The following is a 23,127-nucleotide window of genomic DNA, read 5'->3' on the forward strand; positions in this document are numbered from 1 at the left end:
CTACTTCTCCTGCTTCTCGTTGGCGCGCGCCGGTCGGGGCGCTTCGCCACTGATCTCGTCCTTCTCGCCGTCTTCGAGTGAACCGGCGAGTCCCTGCAGTGCCGCCCAACGGATGTCGACGGCTTCATGGTGGTGGTCCGGGTCGTCCGTGAGCCGTACTCCGCACTCGGAGCACAGGCCCAGACAGTCGTCCTGGCACACCGGCTGCATCGGCAGTGCGAGCACCACCGCATCGCGCAGCACGGGTTCGAGGTCGAACAAGCCGTCCTCGATGAAGAGCCTGTCCTCGTTTTCCGCGGATTCCTCGGCGTCGTCGACCGGTTCCGCCTTTACGCGGCCACGGTCGTCGGCGTCAGGGTACGAGAACATCTCCTGGAAGTCCGCTTCGAGCGTCAGCTCCAGCGGCTCCAGACACCTTACGCACTCCCCCTTGACCAGTGCACGGGCGGTGCCTGTGACAAGCACCCCTTCCATGACCGACTCAAGGCGGAGGTCGAGCTCCACCGGGGCGCCTTCCGGCACTCCGACGACTCCCTGGATACCGAGATCCTTGGGAGCCTCGATCGAACGGTTCAGGCGCTGCAGCGCACCAGGACGCCGACCCAGCTCGTGAGTGTCGAACACGAGAGGGTTGCGGTGGTCGAGGCGGGCGTTCAGAGCCATCCCTGTCTTTCGGTCTGCTGAGCTCAGGAGGACGCCGCCCTTCGGTGCTTCCGGGCAGCGCTGATCGCGGACATACACGCGACCGAAGAGCCAGGATACTGGACCATTCGCTCACGGCCCAATCCGGTGGCCCCTTACAGGCCTCGACCCTGCTCGTACGCCCGCAACTGCTCCGCGCTGATCATGCCGGTGTCGAAGAGGCTGGTCTCGTCGAGCGCGTAGCCCTGCTGACCCTGGGCCTGCTGGTTCTGCTGCTGGTCGAGCTGGGCCTGCTGCATCTGGTTCGGGTCGTACACGGGCTGCTGGCCGGTGTCGTAGCCCTGATAGGCGTAGGGGTCCGCCTGCTGGTACCCGTAGGGGTCCTGCTGCTGGGCGTAACCCTGCTGCTGGTAGCCGTACGGATCCTGCTGCTGGGCGGTCTGCTGGTAGTCGTAGGGCGCCTGCGGGGCGTAGTCCTGCTGCTCGGGCTGGAGCGGGGTCGCCGAGACCGGGGTGTCCGTGACGGTGGCGAGGTCGGCGAGGTAGTCGGCGTCGCTGGTGTGCTGGACCTGGTTGCCGTCGTCGTCGAGGGCGAGGGCACCGAGATCGTCGCTGGCGAGCCGGCCGTGCAGCTTCTGCCGGCCCTTCCCCACGGCCTCCAGGGTCTTGGCGAGGACCGCCTCGAAGGCGCCGAGCTTGACGTCCACGTACGCGTCGGCGTCGCGGCGCAGGGTCTCCGGGTCGTGGCTGCGCTCGGGGGCGTCCTCGTCCGCATAGCCCTGGTCGTCGATGCCGGGGCCCGTGCCGAGCAGCTTCTCGCGGCCCCGGCCGACCGATCCGAGGGTCTTGGTGAGGACGACCTCGAAGTTGGCGAGCTTGGAGTCGACGTAGTCGTCGGCCTCCGCGCGGACCTCCTCGGCCTCCTGACGGGCCTCGGCGAGGATGCGGTCGGCCTCGTTCTGCGAGCGGCGGGCGACCTCGGTGTCGGAGATCAGCGAGCCGCGCTCGGCGTGCGCGGTCTGGATGATCCGCTCGGCCTCCTGACGGGCCTGCTCGACCATCTCGTGCCGGCCGCCGATCAGCTCCTGCGCCTCGGCCAGCGAGTCCGGCAGCGCAGCGCGCACCTCTTCGAGCAGCGTGAGCAGCTCGGCGCGGTTGACCACGCACGAGGCCGACATGGGCATGGACCGGGCGCTGGAGACCGAGGAGACGATCTCGTCGAGCTTCTTCTGCACGTCCACCGTGTGCTCGCCACTCTCTACCGACGTGTTGGAGACGGACGGGTCGACTGTACGACCACTCCCGCCCCGCCCGACACCGGGTGACGCACTGTCAGTGCCTCAGCTCTGGCCGAGCCGCTCGTGGAGGGCTTCCAGGACGATGGCCGGCACCAGGTGGGAGATGTCGCCGCCCCACTGCGCGACCTCCTTGACCAGCGAGGACGACAGGAAGCTGTAGGTGGGGCTGGTCGGGATGAACAGGGTTTCGACGCCCGACAGTCCGTTGTTCATCTGGGCCATCTGGAGTTCGTAGTCGAAGTCGCTGACCGCGCGCAGGCCCTTGACGATGGCCGGGATGTCGCGCTGCTTGCAGAAGTCGACGAGCAGGCCGTGGTAGGCCTCGACCTGGACGTTGCCGAACTCGGCGGTGACCTCGCCGATCAGCTCGATCCGCTCGTCGACGGTGAACATGCCCTTTTTGGACTGGTTGATCATCACTACGACGTGCACGACGTCGTAGAGCCTGGAGGCACGGGCGATGATGTCGAGGTGTCCATTGGTGATGGGGTCGAACGACCCCGGACAAACGGCGCGGCGCACTTGAGTTCCCTCGCTCTCCGGTCCGGTCATCGTGCGTCTTCGCACGTAGAGGCGGCGCGACCGTACCAAAAGGTCCCTTCGCCGTAGCGACGGGCCCGGATCGCGTCGAACCCGTCCGGCCACCCGAATTCGCCGCCTCTGGTGCTGCGCTCCACGGTGACGAGCGCGTCCGGCGCGAGCCAGCCCCCAGACCGGAGTGTGAGGAGAATCTCCCGAAGATCGTGATCTGGGACAACATACGGCGGGTCGAGAAAGACGATCTCGTACGGGTCTGTCGGCGCCGGTGTCTGGACGATCTGCTCGGCTTTGCCCGCCCTGACCTCGGCGCCGGGGAGGCCGATGTTCTTGACGTTCTCCCTGATGACGCGGGCGGCCTTCGGGTCGGCCTCGACGAGGAGGGTGTGGCTCGCGCCGCGCGACAGGGCCTCCAGGCCTACGGCTCCGGAACCGGCGTACAGGTCCAGGACCCTTTCGCCGTTCAAGGGGGCGCCAAGAAGCGACTGCCAGGTGGAGAAGAGGCCCTCGCGTGCGCGGTCGGAGGTGGGGCGGGTTCCGGTGCCGGGCGGGACGGCGAGTCGACGTCCGCCGGCTGTGCCGGCGATCACGCGGGTCATCTTGGGTCCTTGCTGGTGGGCGGCTTCAGGTATCAGTGTGGCTGGTCGCGCAGTTCCCCGCGCCCCTAAAGAAAGCGGGCCGGCCTCTAGCCCTTTTCCAGGTACTGCTCCCTTTCCTCGTCCAACAAGGCTTCCAGTGCCACACGCAGACCCGGGAGACGCTCCAACTCGGGATCGGCCGCCACCACCGCCGTCGCCTCCTCCCTCGCCTCCGCGATGACCTCCTCGTCCTCGATGACGGACAGCACCCGCAGGGAAGTGCGCGCACCGGACTGGGCCTGTCCCAGCACATCGCCCTCCCTGCGCTGCTCCAGGTCGATGCGGGAGAGTTCGAAGCCGTCGAGGGTGGAGGCGACGGAGTTGAGGCGCTGGCGGGCGGGGCTGGCCTCGGGCATCTCACTGACCAGGAGGCAGAGGCCGGGGGCGGATCCACGCCCCACCCGGCCACGGAGCTGGTGGAGCTGGGAGACGCCGAAGCGGTCCGCGTCCATGATCACCATGGCGGTGGCGTTGGGCACGTTGACGCCGACCTCGATGACCGTCGTCGCGACCAGGACGTCCGTGTCCCCGGCGGCGAAGCGGCGCATCACCGCGTCCTTGTCGTCGGGGTGCATACGGCCGTGCAGCACCTCGATCCGCAGCCCTTGGAGGGGGCCCTCGGCGAGCTGGGCGGCGATGTCGAGGACGGCGAGCGGTGGGCGCTTCTCGGCCTCGTCCTCGGCGGACTTCTTCTTGCCGGCCTTCTTGGGGTCGTCGTCCTCGTCGCCGATGCGGGGGCAGACGACGTACGCCTGATGGCCGTTGCCCACCTCCTCGCGGACCCGCTCCCAGGCGCGGGCGAGGAAGTGCGGCTTGTCGGCGGCGGGGACGACATGGGTGGCGATGGGTGAGCGGCCGGCCGGGAGCTGGTCCAGGACGGAGGTCTCCAGGTCGCCGAAGACCGTCATGGCGACCGTGCGCGGGATGGGGGTGGCGGTCATGACGAGCAGGTGCGGAGGCTGCTTGCCCTTGCCGCGCAGGGCGTCGCGCTGCTCCACGCCGAAGCGGTGCTGTTCGTCGACCACGACCAGGCCCAGGTCGTGGAACTGGACCTTGTCCTCGATCAACGCGTGCGTGCCGATCACGATCCCGGCCTCGCCGGTGACGAGATCGAGGAGCGCCTGCCGCCGACCGGCCGTCCCCATGGACCCGGTGAGCAGCGTGACCTTGGTCGCCCGCTCGGCCCCGCCCAGCATCCCGCCCTCGGCCAGCTCCCCCATCATCTCGGTGATGGAACGGTGATGCTGCTGAGCGAGCACTTCGGTGGGCGCGAGCATCGCGGCCTGTCCGCCCGCGTCGACGACGGCGAGCATGGCGCGGAGGGCCACCATCGTCTTCCCGCTACCCACCTCCCCCTGCAACAGCCGATGCATCGGATGCTCCGTAGCCAAGTCGTCGAAGATCTCCCTGGACACCTTCACCTGACCGTCCGTGAGGGTGAACGGAAGGCGGTCGTCGAAGGCCGAGAGGAGGCCGTCCGGGGACGGTTCGCGGGCTACGGCGGGGAGTTGGGCGTCGGCATGGCGGCGGCGGGCGAGGGCGACCTGGAGGACGAAGGCCTCGTCCCACTTGAGGCGGTCGCGGGCGGCGGCGATGTCCGCCTTGGTGTGGGGGCGGTGGATCTTGAGGAGGGCTTCCGGGAGGGAGACCAGGCCGCGGCCCTCGCGGAGGGAGTCCGGGAGGGGATCCACGGCTTCCTGGGCGCTGGGCAGCGCTGTCTGGAGCGCCTTGCCGATCTTCCAGGACTCCAGTTTGGCGGTGGCGGGATAGATGGGGATCAGGGTGCCCGCCCAGGTCTCCACCGCTTCCTCGGCGTCGGCCATCAGCAACTCGTAGGCCGGATGCGCGAGTTGCAGACGGCGGTTGAAGACGGAGACCTTGCCGGCGAACATCGCGCGCGTGCCCGGCAGCAGTTCCTTGTGGGGTTTGTGAACTCCCGAGCCGAAGAAGACGAGTTGGAGCCGGCCGCTGCCGTCCGTGATCGTGACTTCGAGACGCTGGCCCTTGCCCCGGGGGGCCTTGCTGGACGCGAAGGTGTGCAGCCGGGCGTCGGCGACCTGGGCGACCACGGTGACGTGCTCGTCCATCGGCAGTTCGGCGAGGTGGGTGAGCTGGCCCCGCTCCTCGTATCTGCGCGGATAGTGGTGCAGGAGGTCGCCGACGGTGTGCAGGCCGAGATGCTCGGCCATCACCTTCGCGGTGGCGGGGCCGAGCACCTTTTTGAGTGGTTCTTCCAGTGCGGGCACGAGATCCATTCCACACCACGCCACTGACATTGCCGTATACGTCTCCCGAAACCCCTGGTCAGGCGGGTCGTTCGGGCCTAGGATGACGCGCTCCGGCCATCCCCCGCGGTCACCGCCTCACAGGGACCGCCCGACCCTCGCGCCGTTCGCACATCCCCCCACCTCGGCGCTGCGACGATGGACTCCCAGACCTCACAGTCATCACAGGCATCCCAGTCACCTCACACGTTCCAGGTCGACCTGCGCGGTCTGGTGGACCTGCTCTCCCATCACCTCTACTCGAGCCCCAAGGTCTATCTGCGCGAACTGCTGCAGAACGCCGTGGACGCGATCACCGCCCGCCGGGCCGAGCAGCCCGACTCCCCTGCCCTGGTGCGCCTGTACGTCGAGGGCGACACCCTGCGCGTCGAGGACTCCGGCGTCGGGCTCACCGAGGCGGACGTGCACAATCTCCTCGCGACGATCGGCCGTAGCTCCAAGCGCGCCGACGGGCTCCAGGAGGCCCGCTCCGAGTTCCTCGGGCAGTTCGGCATCGGGCTGCTGGCCTGTTTCGTGGTCGCCGAGCGGATCCGGGTCGTCAGCCGCAGCGCCCGTACGCCCGAGGCGCCGCCCGTGGAGTGGACGGCGGCCGACGACGGCTCGTACACCGTGCGGACGCTGCCCGCCGCCGAGCACCCCGAACCGGGCACCACCGTGCACCTGGTGGCGCGCGCCGGGGCCGGCGAGTGGCTCTCCAAGGAGCGGGTCCTCGCGCTGGCACGGGACTTCGGGGCGCTGCTGCCGTACGACGTCCGGGTGGACGGCGAGGCGATCACCGATCTGCCCGCGCCCTGGGACCGGCCGTACCCGAGTCCCAGCACCCGGCGGGTGGCACTCGCGCGGCACTGCCACGAGCTGTTCGGGTTCACGCCGTTGGACTCGATCGACCTCTCCGTGCCGCTCGCGGGCATCCGGGGGGTGGCCTACGTCCTTCCCGGCGCCGTGAGTCCGGCGCAGCGGGCGAGTCACCGGGTGCACCTCAAGGGCATGCTGCTGACCGAGCGGGCCGAACAACTGCTCCCAGACTGGGCGTTCTTCGTGCGCTGTGTGCTGGACACGGACAGTCTGCGGCCCACGGCCTCGCGCGAGTCGCTGTACGAGGACGAGACGCTGGCCGCCGTACGGGAGGCGCTCGGGGAGCGGATCCGGTCCTGGCTGACGGGGCTCGCGGCGGGTGATCCGGAGCGGCTGGCCGCGTTCCTGTCGGTGCACCACCTGGGGGTGAAGTCCCTGGCGCGGCACGACAAGGAGATGCTGCGCACGATGCTGCCGTGGCTCCCGTTCGAGACGACCGACGGACGGGTGTCCCTGGAGGAGTTCGCGCAGCGGCACCCGGTGGTGCACTTCACGCGGACCGTCGAGGAGTACCGCCAGGTCGCCCCGATCGCGTCCGCACAGGGCATCGGGGTGATCAACGGCGGTTACACCTACGACGGCGAGCTGGTCGAGGCGCTGCCTTCGGTGCGCCCGGGGACGGTGGTCGCCGAGCTGGACCCGGACACCGTGACCGCGCACCTGGACTCCGTCGACCCGGCCGAGGAGCTGGCGCTGGCGGACTTCCTGGCCGCCGCGCGGGCCAAGTTGGACCCCCTGGGCTGTGATGTCGTCCTCCGGGCGTTCCATCCGCTGTCGGTGCCCGCGCTGCACCTGGACGACCGCTCGGCCCGGCACGAGCAGGCCCGCGCGGAGGCCGAGGAGCAGGCCGACGACCTGTGGGCGGGCATCCTGGGCTCGCTGCGGGGCAGTGCTCCACGCGCGCGTCTCGTGCTCAACCATCTCAACCCGCTGATCCGGCGCATCAGTTCGCTGGGGGACCGGGACCTGATCGGGACGGCCACGGAGTCGCTCTACGGGCAGGCACTCCTGATGGCGCAGCGACCACTGCGCCCCGCCGATTCGGCACTGCTGAACCGGGCGTTCATCGGCCTCCTGGAGTGGGCCACACACGGGGAGGGCGACCACTGATGACCGGGATCACGGACTTCGACGCGCTGCGCCGGGCGATGGCCGAGAACTCCGAGGAGCCGGAGGGACCGGCCCGCAACGCGCGCGCGGAGCAACTGCTCGGCGAGGCCGAGAAGTTGGACATCCCGCTGGCCGTCGTCGAGGCGCTCGGACACCAACTGAAGGTCTACAACTACAGCTCCGAGAAGGACAAGATGTTCGTCCCCTTCGCGCGCCTGCTGCGCATGTGGGACGAGCGGCCCGAGGACTTCGACGAGTACGAGGTCCACTCGCTGCACTGGGTCTTCAAGTGGATGTCGTCCGGGATGCTCGGCCAGCCGCACATCCCGCTCGCGTCGATCGAGAAGTGGCTCGGCGAGATGGAGCACCGCTACCGGCTGGCCGGACACTCCGAACGGGCGGTGCGCAGCGCCGAGTTCAGCGTCGCCTCGCACGTCGGTGACCTGGCGCGGGCCGAGCGCGCGTACACGGCGTGGCTGGCCGCGGACCGGGACACCATGGCCGACTGCCACGCGTGCGAACTGCACACCCAGGGCGAGTGGCAGGTCCAGCGGGAGCGCTACGCCGAGGCCCTCGACCTCTGGGAGCCGGTCCTGGGGGGCGAGTTCACCTGCGCCCACGAGCCGCACACCGTCCTCGCGTCCTCCCTGGCCCCGCTGCTGCGTCTGGGCCGGGCCGACGAGGCGCGCGCGCATCACCTCCGGGGCTTCCGTCTCGTACGGCCCATGGAGAGCATGCGGGGCGCGTACGCGGACCATGTGGAGTTCTGCGCGCTGAGCGGCAACGAGGCGCGCGGTCTTGAGCTGCTCGCGGAGCGTCCGGCGTACTTCACGGACTCCGGGAACCCGCGCAGCGGGCTGGACTTCCTGTCCGTGGTGGCCCTGCTGATGGACCGGCTGACCGAGCTGGGGCTCGGCGACCAGCAGGTGCCGGGGCCGGCCGGCCGGGCGTGGACCGCACGCGAACTCGCCGTCCACGCACGCGTGGAGACCCTCTCCCTGGCCACCCGCTTCGACGAGCGCAACGGCACGACCCACGTCGGCGACCGGGCACGCGCGCGCATGGACCAACAGCCGCTGGTGGAACGGCTCCCCCTGGGAGTGCGTTCGGCGGGCCGGCCGGCCACGGCACCCGTCGTGCCGGTCACGGCGGTCCCGGAGCGGGCCCCGGAGAAGAACCTCGCCGAACTCCTCGCGGAGGCGCGACGACTGTCGGACACGCTGCAACCGCACGCCGTAGAGGCCTGGTTGGCCGTCTCGCGTGCCGCCGAGGGCGCCGAGCTGTCCGCCCGCGACCGCGCGGAGATCGCCGACCACCAGGCGATGGACCGGGGCCCCGAGGGCCTCGACCTCTTCGAGCGCGCGGCCGAGCTGTTCGCGGAGGCGGGCGACCCCGGGGAGGCGTGGGCGGCACGCGCGCGTGGAGCGTACGTACGCGCTCTCACGGGCGAGATCGACGAGGCCCTCGCGGCGATCGTCGAGCCGTACGACGCGGTGCTGGCCCTGTACTCCGAGGACGGCACGGGCGTACGGCAGACGGCGGCCGTGCTGATGAGCCGGGCGCGGGTCCTGATGCGGAGGGTCCACGGGGAGTCCCCCGAGGACACCCCCGATGCCGAGGACCTGGCCGCCGCCGAGGCCGCCGTACGGGAGGTGCTGGCGCTGGTCGAAGGGCGGCCCCTCCCGGGTGGTGCGGCTGACGTACGACTGGCCGCGCGGGGGGCCGAGGGGCAGGCGATGCTGGCCGAACTCGCGGTGCGCGGCGGGGACTTGGAGACGGCGCTCCGGCTGTTCTCGAAGGCGTCGACGGCGTTCGTGGCCGCGGGGCTGCCGTGGTTCGCGGTGGAGTACGAGGCCCGGCTGGCCGGGCTCGCCCATCACCTCGGCGACATCGCGGAGGCGGAGCGGGCCCTGCGGGCGGCCCTGGAGCACGGTGGGCCCTATCTGGAGGCCCCTGGACGGGCTCAGCTGCATCTCCAGCTCGCCGAGGTGCTCGGCGGCCGGGGGCGGTCCGAGGAGGCCGCGGAACACGCTCTGGAGGCCGCGCACTGGTCCGACGAGGCGGGCGAGGGCCCGACGCTGGGCGCCTGGGCACGGCACCAGCTCGGCGGCTTCCTGCTGCGCCAGGGCCGCTGGGCCGAGGCCGCCGAGGTGCTGGAGTCGGCGCTGCCCGACCTGAGCGTCGAGACGCACGGCGACGGCGCGATCGTCCAGACGCAGTGGTGGCTCGGTGACTGTCTGAGCGAGCTGGGCGAGCACCGGGCGGCGGCCGAACGGCGGTTGCAGGCGGCCGAGATCGCCCGGCACTGGCCCGAGCAGAACGACCACGCGACGCTCGCCCATCTCGCCGCCGAGTCACTGGGCCACGCCGAACTGCCCGCCGAGGCGGACCAGGCGTACGAGCGCGCGGGCGACCTGTGGCGGTCCCTCGGGAACGTGCACGGGCTCGTCCGCTCGCTGCGCGCCCGCGCGTGGCTGGCGTTGCGCGCGGACCGCGCGGACCGGGGTCTGGACCGGGCGCGGGAGCTGATGGCGGGCGCGATCGAGGAGTGCGAGGCCGCGCTGCTCGTGACGGACGACCAGGAGGCGCGGCAGCGGCTCACCGGTGAACTGGGCCACACGCACCGGCAGTTCGGCGAGCTGCTGGCCCGTTCCGTCGCCGAGGAGGCCGAGGACATCGCGATTCAGGCCGCGTTCGAGGGCGCCCTGGCGCAGACCGCGGAGGCGGTCACCGTGTTCGCCGCCCTCGGGGAGGGCGCGGTGCACACCCGCACCGGCGCCGAACTCGCCGCGGGCTGGCTGGAGGCCGACCTCAGCCGTCCCGCCGACGCGGCCGCACGCGCGCGTGGCGTACTGAAGGCATACGAGGGTGCCGACGACGGCGACGAGACGGTACGGTCCCGTCGCGCCGAGGCCGAGCAGCTCCTCCAGCTCATGGAGGAGCAGAACGACCACAAGTAGTCCCTGCTCGGCAGACGGGCCCTACTCGACGCCGATGAGCAGCAGGGCACCCTGCCGCCCGCCCCGGTACACCACGGTGTCGACCGCGAGGTACGACTCCCGGACGTGGATCTCCAGGATGTCGGCGACGCTCGCGGGTGCCTCGTCGCCGAGGACGAGCGTGACGAGTTCGCCGCCGGCCGCGAGCATGCGGTCGAGGACGGCCCGGGCGGTGGCGGTGACATCGGCGCCGATCACCGCCACGTCGCCGTCGACGAGCCCCAGGACGTCCCCGGCCTGGCAGATGCCGGCCATCGTCCAGGACTGGCGCTCGGCGACGGCGACCTCGGCGTAGCGGGTCGCACCCGCCGCCGAGGTCATGGAGACGACGTCCTCGTCGAAGCGGCGCCCCGGTTCGTGCACGGCGAGCGCCGCGATCCCCTGGACCGCGGAGCGCGTCGGGATCAGGGCGACCCGGATGCCCTCGGCACGGGCCTGCTCGGCGGCGGCAGCGGCCGTGTGGCGCAGGTCGGCGTCGTTGGGCAGCAGCACGACCTCACGCGCGTGTGCCCGCCGCAGAGCCGCGACCAGCTCCCCGCTGGCCGGCGGCTCCCCGGGGCGCGCGAGCACGGTGGTCGCGCCTGCCTCGCCGTAGAGCCCGGCCAGCCCCTCGCCGGGGACGACGGCGACGACGGCACGCTGGGCGCGCTCCCTGGGCGGACGTTCGGCGCCGGTGGTGTGGACGTCGCCGAGCCCGAAGTGGGTGATCCGGATGCGGTGCGGCCGGCCGGCCTCGACACCCGCCTCCACGGCGGCGCCCGCGTCGTCGACATGCACGTGGACGTTCCACAGGCCGTCGCCGCCGACCACGACGAGCGAGTCCCCGAGGGCGTCGAGCCGCTCCCGCAACCGGGCCACGGCCGAATCGTCGGCCTCCAGGAGGTAGATCACCTCGAAGGCGGGTCCGCCTTCGCACGGGGCGCCTTCGGGAGCACCAGGAGCATCGAGAGCGCCAGAAGCTTCGGAGGCATCGGAAGCGTGAGAGGTGTGGGAAGCGAAAACGTCCTCAACGCGTGTGTGCGTCACATCGGCGGCCACGCGTACGTGCGTCGCCAGGGCCGTGAAGAGCGGCCCCTCCCCCGTGAACGTCTCCACCAGCGCGGCCAGCACCGCGACCAGCCCGCGCCCGCCCGCGTCGACGACTCCCGCGCGCTCCAGGACGGCCAGTTGCCCCGGGGTCGCGGCCAGCGCGGCGCACGCTCCCTCGTAGGCGGCCCGTGCGACGGTCCCGCAGTCGTCCCCGCCGCCGTCGGCCGCGTCCGCCGCCGCCGAGGCGACCGAGAGGACCGTGCCCTCGATCGGGTGGGCCACCGCGTGCCGGGCGGAGTCGGACGCGCGCCGCAGGGCCAGCCGTAGCCCCTCGCCGTCCGTGTGAGCCGTCTCACCGTCGGCGGCGAGCACCTGGGCCATGCCCCGCAGCAACTGCGCGAGGATCGTCCCGGAGTTGCCGCGCGCCCCTATGAGCGCCCCGTGGGCCATCGCGCGGGCGGCGTCGGCCAGCGGCGGTTTCTGCTCGGTCAGGGTGCCGTGTCCGTCGAACACCGCCTCGACCGCGGCGACCGCCGACTCCATGGTCAGGTACAGGTTGGTGCCGGTGTCCCCGTCGGCCACCGGGTACACGTTGATCGCGTCGATCTCCTCGCGCGCACGCCCCAGGGCCCGCAGCGCGAGCCCGCACCAGGTGCGCACCGCGAGAGCATCGAAGAATGTCTGCGGCACCTGCGGCACCTGCGCCTCCCTGAGCTGCTGGACTGGCACGCAGCGTAGACCTCGGGGCGGCCCGGACCCGAGGAGGGCCGGAGCGGGCCCCCAACCAGCCATGGTAGTTTCGTTGTACTGGCGCGGTCGTTGTATGCTGCTCCGGTTGCCCGATCCCGATCGGGCCATCCCTCCCTGGCAGCGCCACTTTCAGATCTTAATGATCTCGATCCCGGCATGCCGGGATCATCCATAAGTGCATCTGTGCATCTGAAGTCTTTGGAGTGACCCGTGGCTGCCAACTGCGACGTCTGCGGCAAGGGGCCGAGCTTCGGCAACAGCATCTCGCACTCGCACCGCCGTACGTCCCGTCGCTGGAACCCGAACATCCAGCGCGTCCGTACCGTGGTCAGTGGGACGCCGAAGCGCGTGAACGCTTGCACCTCGTGCATCAAGGCCGGCAAGGTCACGCGCTGACGCACTGCTGAGCGCGCGGCCACTGCTGGTTCGCTGCATCGAGCCGGTCCATCTTGTGTGGGCCGGCTTTTTGCCGTGCTCAGTCGACAGACCGGCGCTCAGACAACCCGCGCTTCAGGAATCCTCACGCCGTAGCGCCCACCCGTGATCCACCGGCCCGATCCCGCCCCCCAGCGCGAACCCCGCCGCGATCGCCCCCGTGACATACGCCTTCGCCGCCGTCACCGCCTCCGGCACCGAGTCACCCTTGGCCAGCTGTGAGGCGATCGCCGAAGCGAGCGTGCAGCCCGTGCCGTGGGTGTGCCGGTTGTCGTAGCGGGGTGCCCGCAGCCAGTGTTCCTCGGCACCGTCGGTCAGCAGATCCACCGCGTCACCCGGCAGATGACCGCCCTTGATCAACACCCATCGCGGCCCGTACGCCAGCACAGCCGCCGCGGCAGCCCTGAGCCGCTCCTCCGAGTCGACCCGTACGCCGGTCAGCTGAGCCACCTCGTCGAGGTTCGGCGTCGCGACGGTCGCCATCGGAAGCAGTTTCGTCCGTACGGCGTCCAGCGCGGAGTCCGCGAGCAGCGAGTCCCCGTGCTTCGAGATGCCCACCGGGTCGACGACCGCCGGAGCATCCGTCCCCGCGAGCAACTCCGCGACCGTCTCGACGAGTTCGGCCGACGCGAGCATCCCGGTCTTCACGGCCTGTACGCCGATGTCGTCGACCACGCTGCGGTACTGGGCGCGCACCGCCTGTGCCGGAAGTTCCCAAGCCCCTTGCACCCCGAGGGAGTTCTGCGCGGTGACCGCGGTGACGACGCTCATGCCGTGCACGCCGAGCGCGAGCATCGTCTTCAAGTCGGCCTGGATTCCCGCCCCTCCACCGGAGTCGGAGCCGGCCACGGTCAGCACCAGCGGCTTCACGACTCGATGTCCCCGAAGTGGTCCCAGCCGCCCTTGCTGGTCCACGGCGCTCCGTCGACCGTCACTTGGGGCAGCGCGGAGGGGTTGAGGACCTCACCGATCACCTTCCAGCGGGCGGGCAGCTTCACGTCCGGTGCGAAGGTCGCCACGATCGCGTGGTCCTCTCCCCCGGTGAGCACCCATTGGATGGGGTCGACGCCGACGGCCTGTCCGATGTCGTTCATCTGCGTCGGCACGTCGATCGCGCCCGAGCGAATGTCGATGCGCACCTTGCTGGCCTCCGCGATGTGCCCGAGGTCGGCGATCAAGCCGTCGCTCACGTCGCACATCGAGGTCGCCCCGAGCCCGGCCGCCGCCGGACCCGCGTGGTACGGCGGTTCGGGGCGCCGGTGCGCCTCCACGAACGCGCGCGGCGAGCGGAAGCCCCGCGACAGCACCGCGAACCCGGCCGCCGACCAGCCCAGCCAGCCAGTCACCGCGACCACGTCGCCGGGCTGCGCGCCGGCCCGGGTGACCGGCTCGCGGCCCCGCAGGTCGCCGAGCGCGGTGATCGACACCATGATCGTGTCGCCTCGTACGACATCGCCGCCGACCACCGAGGCGCCCGCGACCTGGCACTCGTCGCGCAGGCCGTCCATCAGCTCCATGGGCCAGGTGACCGGGAGTTCGGCCGGCACGACCAGGCCGAGGAGCAGCGCGGTCGGTACGGCGCCCATCGCGGCGATGTCCGCGAGGTTCTGCGCGGCGGCCTTGCGTCCGACGTCGTAGGCGGTGGACCAGTCGCGGCGGAAGTGCCGTCCCTCCAGCAGTATGTCGGTGCTCGCCACGACCCTGCGGTCGGGCGCGGCGACGACCGCGGCGTCGTCGCCGGGGCCGACCCGGACCGCGGGGGTGGTGGTGAGCCGGGAAGTGAGCTCCCTGATGAGCCCGAACTCCCCCAACTCACCGACGGTGCCCTTCATCGTTCGTCCTCTTCTCGTGACGGCAGCGCCCGGTCGCGAGCCGTCGGTGTGCTCGGTACGGTCGAGGTGACCGTCGACTTCAGTCGTGCCCGTGCCCCGGCACGGGGGCAAGCGCCTCCGCGGGTCTCCCCGCGGCGAGCGGCGACGCGATACCGTGGCGTTCCTTTTCCCCACATGATCCTCGTGGCCGCCCTGGAGGTTCCGTGGTACAGGCGTACATCCTGATCCAGACGGAGGTCGGCAAGGCGTCGACCGTCGCCGAGACGATCAGCAAGATCCCTGGAGTGATCCAGGCCGAGGACGTGACAGGACCGTACGACGTGATCGTGCGCGCCCAGGCCGACACGGTCGACGACCTCGGCCGCATGGTGGTCGCCAAAGTCCAGCAAGTGGACGGCATCACCCGCACCCTGACCTGCCCGGTGGTGCATCTGTAGCCCCCGTCTACCCTTGGCCGGTGAACTCTCTCCGTCACCGGCGCCGTTCTGTCATCGGGCTGTCCGTGCTCGCCGCGTTGATCACCGTCGCGGGCTGCTCCTCAGCAGACGACAGCGTGTCGGCGGCGGTTCCCTCGCCGGGCGCGAAGGTCACCGGGCTGTGCCGGAACCTGGACAAGGTGCTGCCGTCGAAGGTCGACGACCAGGGCCGCCGGGATCCCGAGCCCGCGTCCGCGCTGACCGCGGGCTGGGGGAACCCGGCGATCATACTGCGCTGCGGTGTCGTCAGACCCGCGAAGATGAACGACCCGGAGGCCGACGGCGTCGAGGTGAACGGGGTCGGCTGGCTCCTCCAGAAGGAGGACGACGGCTCGTTCCGCTTCACCACGACGCTGCGCGAGGCCTACGTCGAGGTGACCATCCCGAAGGAGCGCACCGGGGACGGCATGGCGCCCCTGGTCGATCTCGCGAAGGCCGTGAAGAAGGCGATCCCCGCAGGGATCGCCGACTAGCCGGACCGCGGCGACCGGCTCAGCGCAGTCCCGTGGACCGGCGCAGAGCCGCCTGCACCAGGAGGTCCACCAGCTCCCCGTAGGGAACGCCGCTGGCCTCCCACATCTTCGGGTACATCGAGATCGGCGTGAAGCCGGGCATGGTGTTGATCTCGTTGATGACGAACTCGCCGTCTTCGGTAAGGAAGAAGTCCGCCCGCACGAGCCCCTCGCAGGAGGCCGCGTCGAAGGCGTCCACCGCGAGCCGCTGAACCTCGGCGGTCTCCTCCGGCGTCAGCGGGGCGGGCACGATACCGGGGGTCGAGTCGATGTACTTCGCCTCGAAGTCGTAGTACGCGTGCTCCTGGGGCGGCGGGATCTCGGCGGGCACACTCGCGCGCGGCCCGTCCTCGAACTCCAGGACCCCGCACTCGATCTCGCGCCCGCGCAGCGCGGCCTCCACGAGGATCTTCGGGTCGTGCCGCTGCGCCTCCTCGATCGCCTCGTCGAGACCGGCCAGGTCGTCGACCTTGGTGATGCCGATCGACGACCCCGCGCGCGCGGGCTTCACGAACAGCGGCCAGCCGTGCTCACCCGCGAAGTCGACGATCCTCTTGCGCGCGGCGGACTCGTCCCGCTGCCACTCGCGCGGCCGGATCACCACGTAGGGGCCGACCTTGAGGCCGAACGAGGTGAACACCCGCTTCATGTACTCCTTGTCCTGGCCGACGGCCGAGGCGAGCACACCCGCGCCCACGTACGGCACACCGGACAGCTCCAGAAGTCCCTGGAGGGTGCCGTCCTCGCCGTAGGGGCCGTGCAGGACGGGGAAGACGACGTCGACCTCGCCGAGGGCCTTGGGCACGGATCCCGGTTCGCTGAGGACGACTTCGCGGTTCCCGGGGTCGAGCGGGAGCACCACTCCGCCCTCGCTCGACTCGGCGAGCTGCTCGACGTCGGGCGTACGGCGGTCGGTGATCGCCATGCGTTCCGGTGCGTCGGCGGTGAGGGCCCAGCGGCCTTCGCGGGTGATGCCGATCGGCAGGACGTCGTACTTGGTCCGGTCGATGGCCCCGAGGACGGCGCCGGCGGTGACCACGGAGATCCCGTGCTCGGAGCTGCGACCGCCGAACACGACGGCCACACGCGGCTTGCGAGGCGGCTGCTCAGGGTTCTGGGAGAGGTTCTCGGTGCTCATATCGCGATGAGAGTACCCGGTGGCACCGCTTCGAGTCAGCGTCCGTTGACGACAGGCGGTTCGCCCGGCCACTGAAGCAGGCGGTTCGGACAGCGCCCTGAAGGGGCGCGGGGCTGTATCTATATGCGGCTACCGCCGCGTGAGCGCGCCGAGCCACGACGGCGCCGCAGCCACCCGACGACACAAGGCACCCCTCACCCCACCGCCCCACCGCCCCACCCAGCGGAGCGCTCAGCGACGCTCCGGCTTCGCGCTGCGCGACATCAGCTCCTTGAGGGCGACCACCGGCGGCTTCCCCTCGTGCACGATCTCGAAGACCGTCTCGGTGATCGGCATGTCGACATCGTGCCTGCGGGCCAAGTCCAGTACGGACTCACAGGACTTGACCCCCTCCGCGGTCTGCTTGGTGACCGCGATCGTCTCCTGGAGGGTCATCCCCTTGCCGAGGTTCGTACCGAAGGTGTGGTTGCGCGACAACGGCGAGGAACAGGTCGCCACCAGGTCACCCAGGCCCGCGAGCCCGGAGAAGGTGAGCGGATCCGCGCCCATCGCGATACCGAGCCGGGTCGTCTCGACGAGACCGCGGGTGATCAGCGAGCCCTTCGCGTTGTCCCCGAGCCCCATGCCGTCCGCGATGCCGACGGCGAGCCCGATCACGTTCTTCACCGCGCCACCGAGCTCGCAGCCCACGACGTCGGTGATGGTGTACGGCCTGAAGTACGGCGTGTGGCAGGCGGCTTGGAGCCGGCGGGCCACGGCCTCGTCGGTGCAGGCGACCACCGCGGCGGCCGGCATCCGGGAGGCGATCTCCCGCGCGAGGTTGGGCCCGGAGACCACGGCGATACGGTCCCGGCCGACCTTGGCGACGTCCTCGATGACCTCGCTCATCCGCATGACGGAGCCGAGCTCGACGCCCTTCATGAGCGAGACGAGGACCGTGTCGGGCGCCAACAGGGGTGCCCACTCGGCCAAGTTGGCGCGCAGCGTCTGCGAAGGGACCGACAGGACGGTGAAGTCGGCGTCGGCGGCGGCCTCGGCCGGGTCGGTGGTGGCCCGCAGGTTCTCCGGGAGTTCGACACCGGGGAAGTAATCGGGGTTCGTGCGCGTGGAGTTGATGGCCTCCACGACTTCCGCGCGACGCCCCCACAGCGTGACCTCGCACCCCGCGTCGGCGAGCACCATGCCGAACGCCGTGCCCCACGAACCGGCGCTGAATACGGCCGCCTTGACCGGCTTGCTCACGTGCCCTGCCCCTCTTCCTGCTCGACCTTCGGCTCGCTCGCCGACTCGGCCAGAGACTCCAACTCGTGGGTTTCCGCGGCCGTCCGCCGCCGTTGCTCGATCCGCTCGCGGCGCGGGTCGTAGGGGATCTCGGGCGCCTTCGTGCCGCGGATCCGCTCCAACAGGCGGGTGATGTCGGCCATGATGACCTCGGTCGCCTCCTTGAGGAGGTCCGGGCTCATCTCCTTGCCGTAGAAACGCGTGAGGTCCACCGGCGGGCCCGCGAGCACATGGCTGGTCTTGCGCGGAAAGACGCGCAGTTTCTTGGCGTACGGCGGCAGCAATTCGTTGGCGCCCCACTGGGCCACGGGAATCACCGGGCACTGGGTCTGCAGGGCCACCCGCGCGGCACCGGTCTTGGCGGTCATGGGCCATTGGTCGGGATCCCGGGTGATCGTTCCCTCGGGATAGAACGCGACGCACTCACCGCGCTCCACGGCGTCGATCGCGGCGCGGAAGGCACTCAACGCGTCCGTGGTCTCGCGGTAGACGGGGATCTGTCCGGTACCGCGCATCGCGGCACCCACGAATCCCTTCCCGAAAAGACTGCTCTTCGCCAGGAATCGCGGAACACGTCCGGTGTTGTACTGAAAGTGTCCGTATGCGAAGGGGTCCACTTGTGAATTGTGGTTCACCGCGGTGATAAACCCGCCCTCGGCCGGAATGTGTTCCATTCCACCCCAGTCCCGCTTGATCAGAAGCACCAGCGGCGGTTTGCAGAGGACCGCTGCGAAGCGGTACCAGAACCCGATTCTGCGGCGGGGCACGCGAACACCTTCCTCTAGGACCTGGGGGGCCGCACAAGTGTCGCCCCAGGCCGCCGGTCTGTCGAGAACACCGTACGCCCCGCCACCGACACCGCCAGGGGTGCCGGGTGACAATGGCCGCCACAGGAGAGGAACGGAACGCTCGTGCAGTGGACCTTGGTCATACCCCTGAAGTCTCTGGCGCGAGCCAAGAGCAGGCTCTCGGACACCGCCGACGACGGGCTGCGTCCGGGCCTCGCCCTCGCCTTCGCCCAGGACACCGTGGCAGCCGCGCTGGCCTGCCCGGCGGTCCGAGATGTGGCAGTCGTCACGGACGACGCCCTGGCCGGCCGCGAACTCGCCGCGCTGGGCGCCCGGATCGTCGCGGACGAGCCGGGAGGCGGCCTGAACGCCGCTCTGCGGCACGCGGCGGCGGTCGTGCGGGTTTCCCGCCCCGAAAGCGCGGTCGCGGCCCTGAACGCCGATCTGCCGGCGCTGCGCCCCGCGGAATTGGCCCGGGTCCTGGACGCGGCCGCCGAATTCCCCCGCGCTTTTCTCCCGGACGCGGCCACAATCGGTACCACGTTGCTCACCGCCCGAGAGGGCCGCGAATTGCACCCGGCTTTCGGCACGGATTCCCGCGCCCGCCATCACGCCTCCGGGGCGGTCGAACTCACCCTGGACGCGGTGGATTCCGTACGACAGGACGTGGACACCGGCGAGGACCTGCGGGCGGCACTGACCCTCGGGGTCGGGCCGCGCACGGCGGCAGCGGCGGCGGGGCTGCTGATTCCCGGCCAGTAGACGCGGTCGGCGGCAGTAGGCTGCGGCCATGCAGGCGACCGCTTACACCTACGACGCCGGAAGCCGTACCGGCAGTGTGCTGCTCGACGACGGCACCCCGGTGTCCTTCGACGCCGCCGCGTTCGACGCGGGCGGGCTGCGGCTGCTGCGGCCGGGGCAGCGGGTGCGGATCGAGACCGAGGGGCCCAGGGACGGGCTCAGGGTCACGCTGGTGACACTGCAGACCTTCTGAGGGCCCTTTTCCCGTACGAGACCGTACGAGCCCTTCCACGACCGTACGAGACCTTGCGAACGCCCGTACAGGGGCCGTGAATACGCCGCGGGCCGGACTCCCAGAGGGAGTCCGGCCCGGCGCGTGAGTGCCCTGCGCCCCGTGACTAGCGGGTGGCGGTGGCCTTCTTGGCGGTGGTCTTGCGCGCCGTCGACTTCTTGGCGGGGGCCTTGGTGGCCGTCGCCTTCTTGGCCGGGGCCTTCTTGGCGGCGCCGGTGGCCTTCTTGGCCGCCGTCTTCTTGGCCGTCGCCGTGGTCTTCTTGGCGGTCGCCTTCTTGGCCGTGGCCTTCTTGGCGGTGGCCGTGGTCTTCTTGGCGACCGTCTTCTTCGCCACGGTCTTCTTCGCGGCGGCCGTCGCCCGCTTGGCGGTGGTGGTCTTCTTGGCCGCGGCCTTCTTGACCGTCGCCGAAGCGGTGCCGCTCAGGCTGCCCTTGGGCGCCTTCTTGACGGCGACCTCGCCGCCGCGCGGGAGCTTCTTCGAGCCGCTCACCAGGTCCTTGAAACCCTGGCCCGCGCGGAAGCGCGGCACGGAGGTCTTCTTGACCCGAACCCGCTCGCCCGTCTGGGGGTTGCGGGCGTAACGGGCCGGACGGTCGACCTTCTCGAACGAACCGAAGCCGGTGACCGAAACCCGGTCCCCATTGACGACGGCACGGACGACGGCGTCCAGAACCGCGTCGACCGCCTCGGCGGCCTGCTGACGGCCACCGACCTTGTCCGCAATCGCTTCTACGAGCTGCGCCTTGTTCACGTCTTCCCCTTCGGAGACATTGCCGGAACGAAACTGCTCCGGCTTTTTCGCACGTTAGGCAGATATATACCGCAAATCAAACACGAAACGGGCTAATCACCCGTGCGCCGCAACGAACTCGGCTGTCCTGGACTTGTTTCAGCGTTCCTCTTCCGGGAATCGACCCGCGTCGAGGTCCGCCGTGAACCGGTCCAGCCGCCTTGTCGCGTCGGCGAGATCGTGCTTGGCCGCGGCCGTAATGACCAGCAGCTTCCGGGCCAGCGCCATCCGTACGCCCTCCGGGACTTGCAGTGCGCGCACTCTTGTGTGCGCTTCCTTGAGTTGGTCCGCGACTGCCGCATAGAGCTTGAGTTGGCCGTCGTGTTCCATGCACAGATTGTGCCATCTGGGGCGAGTTGTCGCCTGCGGGGGTAGCAACTGGTCCCTCGAACAGCGTTGCCGAGCCCGGCGGCAGCCTTGGCTCAAAGCTGCGCCTACCCAGTCAACACCCTGTCTAACACAGGGAGTTGAGCAAAGCGTTGCAGGCGCGCAGGGCCGTTCGGGTGCAGACATGGCTGTACCCCCAATCGTGGCGATCGGGGGTACAGACGGGGTGTCGCGTGGCCGAATCTCGACCGGGAGAAGGCCTCGTGGGAGGGCTTGGGGTCAGACCTGGACCGTCCGCGGCTTGTACGAGGGGCGCTTGGCCTCGTACGCGGCGATGTCGCCCTCGTTCTGGAGGGTGATGGAGATGTCGTCCAGGCCGTTCAGCAGCCGCCAGCGGGCGTTCTCGTCGAGTTCGAAGGCGGCGGTGATGCCTTCGGCGCGCACCTCCCGGGCCTCCAGGTCGACGGTGATCTCGGCCTGCGGGTCCTGCTCGGCGAGGTCCTGCAGCGCGTCCACGATCTTCTGCTCCAGAACGACCGTGAGCAGGCCGTTCTTCAGCGAGTTGCCGCGGAAGATGTCGGCGAACCGGGAGGAGATGACGGCCTTGAAGCCGTAGTTCTGCAGCGCCCACACGGCGTGCTCGCGGGACGAGCCGGTGCCGAAGTCGGGACCGGCCACCAGGACCGTCGCACCCTTGCGCTCAGGGCGGTTGAGGACGAAGTTCTCGTCCTTGCGCCAGGCCTCGAACAGCCCGTCCTCGAACCCGTCCCTGGTGACCTTCTTGAGCCAGTGGGCGGGGATGATCTGGTCGGTGTCCACGTTGCTGCGGCGCAGCGGGACGGCCCGGCCGGTGTGCGTGGTGAATGCTTCCATGGCTCTCAGACTCCAGCGGGCACAGGGGCGTCGGACAGATCGGCGGGCGAGGCCAGGTGGCCCAGCACGGCGGTCGCGGCGGCGACCTGCGGCGAGACCAGGTGCGTACGGCCGCCCTTGCCCTGCCTGCCCTCGAAGTTGCGGTTGGAGGTGGACGCGGAGCGCTCACCGGGCGCCAGTTGGTCGGGGTTCATGCCCAGACACATCGAGCAGCCCGCGTGCCGCCATTCGGCGCCGGCGTCCTTGAACACGACGTCCAGGCCCTCGGAGACGGCCTGCAGACCGACCCGCGCGGAGCCGGGAACGACCAGCATCCGTACGCCGTCGGCGACTTTGCGGCCCTCGACGATCGCGGCGGCCGCCCGCAGGTCCTCGATCCGGCCGTTGGTGCACGAACCTACGAAGACGGTGTCCACCTTGATGTCACGCAGCGCCTGTCCGGCCTCCAACCCCATGTATTCCAGGGCCTTTTCGGCGGCGAAGCGCTCCGAAGCGTCTTCGTACGAAGCGGGATCGGGGACGGACGCCGAAAGCGGCGCGCCCTGACCGGGGTTGGTGCCCCAGGTGACGAACGGCGCCAGCGAGGGACCGTCGATGACGACCTCGGCGTCGAATTCCGCGTCCGCGTCGGTCTTCAGGGTCTTCCAGTACGCGACGGCGGCGTCCCAGTCCTCGCCCTCGGGGGCGTGGGCGCGGCCCTTGATGTACTCGAAGGTGGTCTCGTCGGGGGCGATCATGCCCGCGCGGGCGCCGGCCTCGATCGACATGTTGCAGATGGTCATGCGGGCTTCCATCGAGAGCTTCTCGATGGCCGGGCCGCGATATTCCAGGATGTAGCCCTGGCCGCCACCCGTACCGATCTTGGCGATGATCGCCAGGATCAGGTCCTTGGCGGTGACGCCGTCGGGCAGTTCGCCGTCGACCGTGATGGCCATGGTTTTCGGACGGGCCAGCGGCAGCGTCTGGGTGGCCAGCACATGCTCCACCTGGGAGGTGCCGATGCCGAACGCCAGTGCGCCGAAGGCGCCGTGGGTGGAGGTGTGGGAGTCACCGCACACGACCGTCGTACCGGGCTGGGTCAGACCCAGCTGCGGCCCTACGACGTGGACGACACCCTGCTCGACGTCGCCCAGGGAGTGCAGGCGCACGCCGAAGTCGGCGGCGTTCTTGCGCAGCGTCTCCAACTGGACGCGCGAGACCGGGTCCGCGATGGGCTTGTCGATGTCGAGGGTCGGGGTGTTGTGATCCTCGGTGGCGATGGTGAGGTCGAGGCGCCGCACGGGACGCCCGGCCTGGCGGAGACCGTCGAAGGCCTGCGGGCTGGTCACCTCGTGCAGGAGGTGCAGATCGATGAAGAGGAGGTCGGGCTCGCCCTCGGCGCGCCGGACGACGTGGTCGTCCCAGACCTTCTCCGCGAGTGTCCTACCCATCGCTTTCCCTCCGGCCGGCGAAACAGCGCCGGCCCAACTAGAGATCTTGAGGAGACGGCGCTCGCACCC

The 23,127-nt window shown here is 70.4% G+C and carries 22 protein-coding genes; 7 read left to right on the forward strand and 15 right to left on the reverse strand.

The genetic code is table 11. The annotated features are described in order from the left end of the window. The 5 genes from ACIRRY_RS30595 to recG form a co-directional block, all read right to left on the reverse strand. Positions 1–663, reverse strand: a complete 663-nt coding sequence (locus tag ACIRRY_RS30595; protein WP_403978793.1) for a YceD family protein — start codon at positions 661–663, stop codon at positions 1–3. Positions 664–797: 134 nt separating this feature from the next. After that, the gene (locus ACIRRY_RS30600) at positions 798–1,883 is read right to left on the reverse strand and encodes an ATP synthase F0 subunit B (protein WP_403978796.1); all 1,086 of its coding nucleotides are present in this window, start codon (positions 1,881–1,883) and stop codon (positions 798–800) included. 99 nt (positions 1,884–1,982) lie between these two features. Beyond that, positions 1,983–2,462, reverse strand: a complete 480-nt coding sequence (gene coaD / locus ACIRRY_RS30605) for a pantetheine-phosphate adenylyltransferase (protein WP_384164159.1) — start codon at positions 2,460–2,462, stop codon at positions 1,983–1,985. Between the two features lie 26 nt (positions 2,463–2,488). Further along, positions 2,489–3,076 carry a 16S rRNA (guanine(966)-N(2))-methyltransferase RsmD gene (rsmD, locus tag ACIRRY_RS30610; protein ID WP_403978799.1) on the reverse strand — a complete coding sequence of 196 codons (588 nt, stop codon included), beginning with the start codon at positions 3,074–3,076 and terminating at the stop codon, positions 2,489–2,491. A gap of 86 nt (positions 3,077–3,162) precedes the next feature. Then, complete coding sequence (recG, locus tag ACIRRY_RS30615; protein WP_403978802.1) at positions 3,163–5,370, reverse strand: ATP-dependent DNA helicase RecG; 2,208 nt, start codon at positions 5,368–5,370, stop codon at positions 3,163–3,165. 168 nt (positions 5,371–5,538) lie between these two features. Here recG and ACIRRY_RS30620 point away from each other — a divergent pair, with 168 nt between their 5' ends. After that, positions 5,539–7,365: an HSP90 family protein gene (locus ACIRRY_RS30620; protein WP_403978804.1), complete on the forward strand. Its 1,827-nt coding sequence runs from the start codon at positions 5,539–5,541 to the stop codon at positions 7,363–7,365. Then, positions 7,365–10,325 (forward strand): tetratricopeptide repeat protein, encoded by a 2,961-nt coding sequence (locus ACIRRY_RS30625; RefSeq protein ID WP_403978807.1) that lies wholly within the window; start codon positions 7,365–7,367, stop codon positions 10,323–10,325. The genes ACIRRY_RS30620 and ACIRRY_RS30625 overlap by 1 nt, the downstream gene beginning before the upstream one ends. A gap of 21 nt (positions 10,326–10,346) precedes the next feature. Here ACIRRY_RS30625 and ACIRRY_RS30630 read toward each other — a convergent pair whose 3' ends face one another. Next, complete coding sequence (locus ACIRRY_RS30630) at positions 10,347–12,092, reverse strand: DAK2 domain-containing protein (protein WP_403979077.1); 1,746 nt, start codon at positions 12,090–12,092, stop codon at positions 10,347–10,349. 261 nt (positions 12,093–12,353) lie between these two features. Between ACIRRY_RS30630 and rpmB the strand changes: the two genes are divergently transcribed. Next, complete coding sequence (gene rpmB, locus ACIRRY_RS30635) at positions 12,354–12,539, forward strand: 50S ribosomal protein L28 (RefSeq protein ID WP_358816232.1); 186 nt, start codon at positions 12,354–12,356, stop codon at positions 12,537–12,539. 114 nt (positions 12,540–12,653) lie between these two features. Here rpmB and thiD read toward each other — a convergent pair whose 3' ends face one another. Continuing rightward, a complete protein-coding gene (gene thiD, locus ACIRRY_RS30640; protein ID WP_403978810.1) occupies positions 12,654–13,448 on the reverse strand; it encodes a bifunctional hydroxymethylpyrimidine kinase/phosphomethylpyrimidine kinase in 795 nt (264 codons plus the stop codon). Continuing rightward, entirely contained in the window at positions 13,445–14,410 is a 966-nt protein-coding gene (locus ACIRRY_RS30645; protein WP_352182290.1) for a thiamine-phosphate kinase, read from the reverse strand. The genes thiD and ACIRRY_RS30645 overlap by 4 nt, the downstream gene beginning before the upstream one ends. 203 nt (positions 14,411–14,613) lie before the next feature. Here ACIRRY_RS30645 and ACIRRY_RS30650 point away from each other — a divergent pair, with 203 nt between their 5' ends. Further along, positions 14,614–14,847 (forward strand): Lrp/AsnC family transcriptional regulator, encoded by a 234-nt coding sequence (locus ACIRRY_RS30650; protein WP_003997603.1) that lies wholly within the window; start codon positions 14,614–14,616, stop codon positions 14,845–14,847. Between the two features lie 20 nt (positions 14,848–14,867). Further along, positions 14,868–15,359 (forward strand): DUF3515 domain-containing protein, encoded by a 492-nt coding sequence (locus tag ACIRRY_RS30655; RefSeq protein ID WP_403978813.1) that lies wholly within the window; start codon positions 14,868–14,870, stop codon positions 15,357–15,359. A gap of 19 nt (positions 15,360–15,378) precedes the next feature. Here ACIRRY_RS30655 and ACIRRY_RS30660 read toward each other — a convergent pair whose 3' ends face one another. The 3 genes from ACIRRY_RS30660 to ACIRRY_RS30670 all read right to left on the reverse strand — a co-directional run bounded on the left by ACIRRY_RS30660 (position 15,379) and on the right by ACIRRY_RS30670 (position 18,584). After that, a complete protein-coding gene (locus tag ACIRRY_RS30660; protein WP_403978816.1) occupies positions 15,379–16,536 on the reverse strand; it encodes a D-alanine--D-alanine ligase family protein in 1,158 nt (385 codons plus the stop codon). 231 nt (positions 16,537–16,767) lie between these two features. Continuing rightward, a complete protein-coding gene (locus ACIRRY_RS30665; RefSeq protein ID WP_403978819.1) occupies positions 16,768–17,778 on the reverse strand; it encodes an NAD(P)H-dependent glycerol-3-phosphate dehydrogenase in 1,011 nt (336 codons plus the stop codon). Beyond that, positions 17,775–18,584: a lysophospholipid acyltransferase family protein gene (locus tag ACIRRY_RS30670; RefSeq protein WP_403978822.1), complete on the reverse strand. Its 810-nt coding sequence runs from the start codon at positions 18,582–18,584 to the stop codon at positions 17,775–17,777. The genes ACIRRY_RS30665 and ACIRRY_RS30670 overlap by 4 nt, the downstream gene beginning before the upstream one ends. 144 nt (positions 18,585–18,728) lie before the next feature. On the opposite strand from ACIRRY_RS30670, the gene cofC reads away from it, so the two are divergent. Together cofC and ACIRRY_RS30680 are read left to right on the forward strand one after the other, a co-directional pair. Continuing rightward, a complete protein-coding gene (gene cofC, locus ACIRRY_RS30675) occupies positions 18,729–19,367 on the forward strand; it encodes a 2-phospho-L-lactate guanylyltransferase (RefSeq protein WP_403978824.1) in 639 nt (212 codons plus the stop codon). Between the two features lie 28 nt (positions 19,368–19,395). Further along, the gene (locus tag ACIRRY_RS30680) at positions 19,396–19,599 is read left to right on the forward strand and encodes a hypothetical protein (protein WP_403978827.1); all 204 of its coding nucleotides are present in this window, start codon (positions 19,396–19,398) and stop codon (positions 19,597–19,599) included. A gap of 145 nt (positions 19,600–19,744) precedes the next feature. Here the strand turns inward: ACIRRY_RS30680 and ACIRRY_RS30685 are convergent, their stop codons facing one another. The 4 genes from ACIRRY_RS30685 to leuC all read right to left on the reverse strand — a co-directional run bounded on the left by ACIRRY_RS30685 (position 19,745) and on the right by leuC (position 23,058). After that, positions 19,745–20,389 (reverse strand): HU family DNA-binding protein, encoded by a 645-nt coding sequence (locus tag ACIRRY_RS30685; RefSeq protein ID WP_403978830.1) that lies wholly within the window; start codon positions 20,387–20,389, stop codon positions 19,745–19,747. Positions 20,390–20,527: 138 nt separating this feature from the next. Next, positions 20,528–20,758: a hypothetical protein gene (locus ACIRRY_RS30690; protein ID WP_019068724.1), complete on the reverse strand. Its 231-nt coding sequence runs from the start codon at positions 20,756–20,758 to the stop codon at positions 20,528–20,530. Between the two features lie 276 nt (positions 20,759–21,034). Continuing rightward, the gene (gene leuD / locus ACIRRY_RS30695; protein WP_403978833.1) at positions 21,035–21,628 is read right to left on the reverse strand and encodes a 3-isopropylmalate dehydratase small subunit; all 594 of its coding nucleotides are present in this window, start codon (positions 21,626–21,628) and stop codon (positions 21,035–21,037) included. 5 nt (positions 21,629–21,633) lie between these two features. Then, on the reverse strand, positions 21,634–23,058 hold the full coding sequence (gene leuC / locus ACIRRY_RS30700) for a 3-isopropylmalate dehydratase large subunit (protein WP_403978836.1): 1,425 nt from the start codon (positions 23,056–23,058) through the stop codon (positions 21,634–21,636). Positions 23,059–23,127 lie beyond the last annotated feature (69 nt).

Origin of the sequence: Streptomyces sp. NPDC101776 (genome assembly GCF_044766845.1) — a bacterium.
In the GTDB taxonomy this organism is placed as follows: Bacteria; Actinomycetota; Actinomycetes; order Streptomycetales; family Streptomycetaceae; genus Streptomyces.

What these genes read in the sequence shown, in the direction of transcription:
- ACIRRY_RS30595 (WP_403978793.1), bottom strand. Translation starts at nt 663, where the DNA reads ATGGCTCTGAACGCCCGCCTCGACCACCGCAACCCTCTCGTGTTCGAC.
- rsmD (WP_403978799.1), bottom strand. Translation starts at nt 3,076, where the DNA reads ATGACCCGCGTGATCGCCGGCACAGCCGGCGGACGTCGACTCGCCGTC.
- recG (WP_403978802.1), bottom strand. Translation starts at nt 5,370, where the DNA reads ATGGATCTCGTGCCCGCACTGGAAGAACCACTCAAAAAGGTGCTCGGC.
- ACIRRY_RS30620 (WP_403978804.1), top strand. Translation starts at nt 5,539, where the DNA reads ATGGACTCCCAGACCTCACAGTCATCACAGGCATCCCAGTCACCTCAC.
- ACIRRY_RS30625 (WP_403978807.1), top strand. Translation starts at nt 7,365, where the DNA reads ATGACCGGGATCACGGACTTCGACGCGCTGCGCCGGGCGATGGCCGAG.
- ACIRRY_RS30645 (WP_352182290.1), bottom strand. Translation starts at nt 14,410, where the DNA reads ATGAAGGGCACCGTCGGTGAGTTGGGGGAGTTCGGGCTCATCAGGGAG.
- ACIRRY_RS30660 (WP_403978816.1), bottom strand. Translation starts at nt 16,536, where the DNA reads ATGAGCACCGAGAACCTCTCCCAGAACCCTGAGCAGCCGCCTCGCAAG.
- ACIRRY_RS30680 (WP_403978827.1), top strand. Translation starts at nt 19,396, where the DNA reads ATGCAGGCGACCGCTTACACCTACGACGCCGGAAGCCGTACCGGCAGT.
- ACIRRY_RS30690 (WP_019068724.1), bottom strand. Translation starts at nt 20,758, where the DNA reads ATGGAACACGACGGCCAACTCAAGCTCTATGCGGCAGTCGCGGACCAA.
- leuD (WP_403978833.1), bottom strand. Translation starts at nt 21,628, where the DNA reads ATGGAAGCATTCACCACGCACACCGGCCGGGCCGTCCCGCTGCGCCGC.
- leuC (WP_403978836.1), bottom strand. Translation starts at nt 23,058, where the DNA reads ATGGGTAGGACACTCGCGGAGAAGGTCTGGGACGACCACGTCGTCCGG.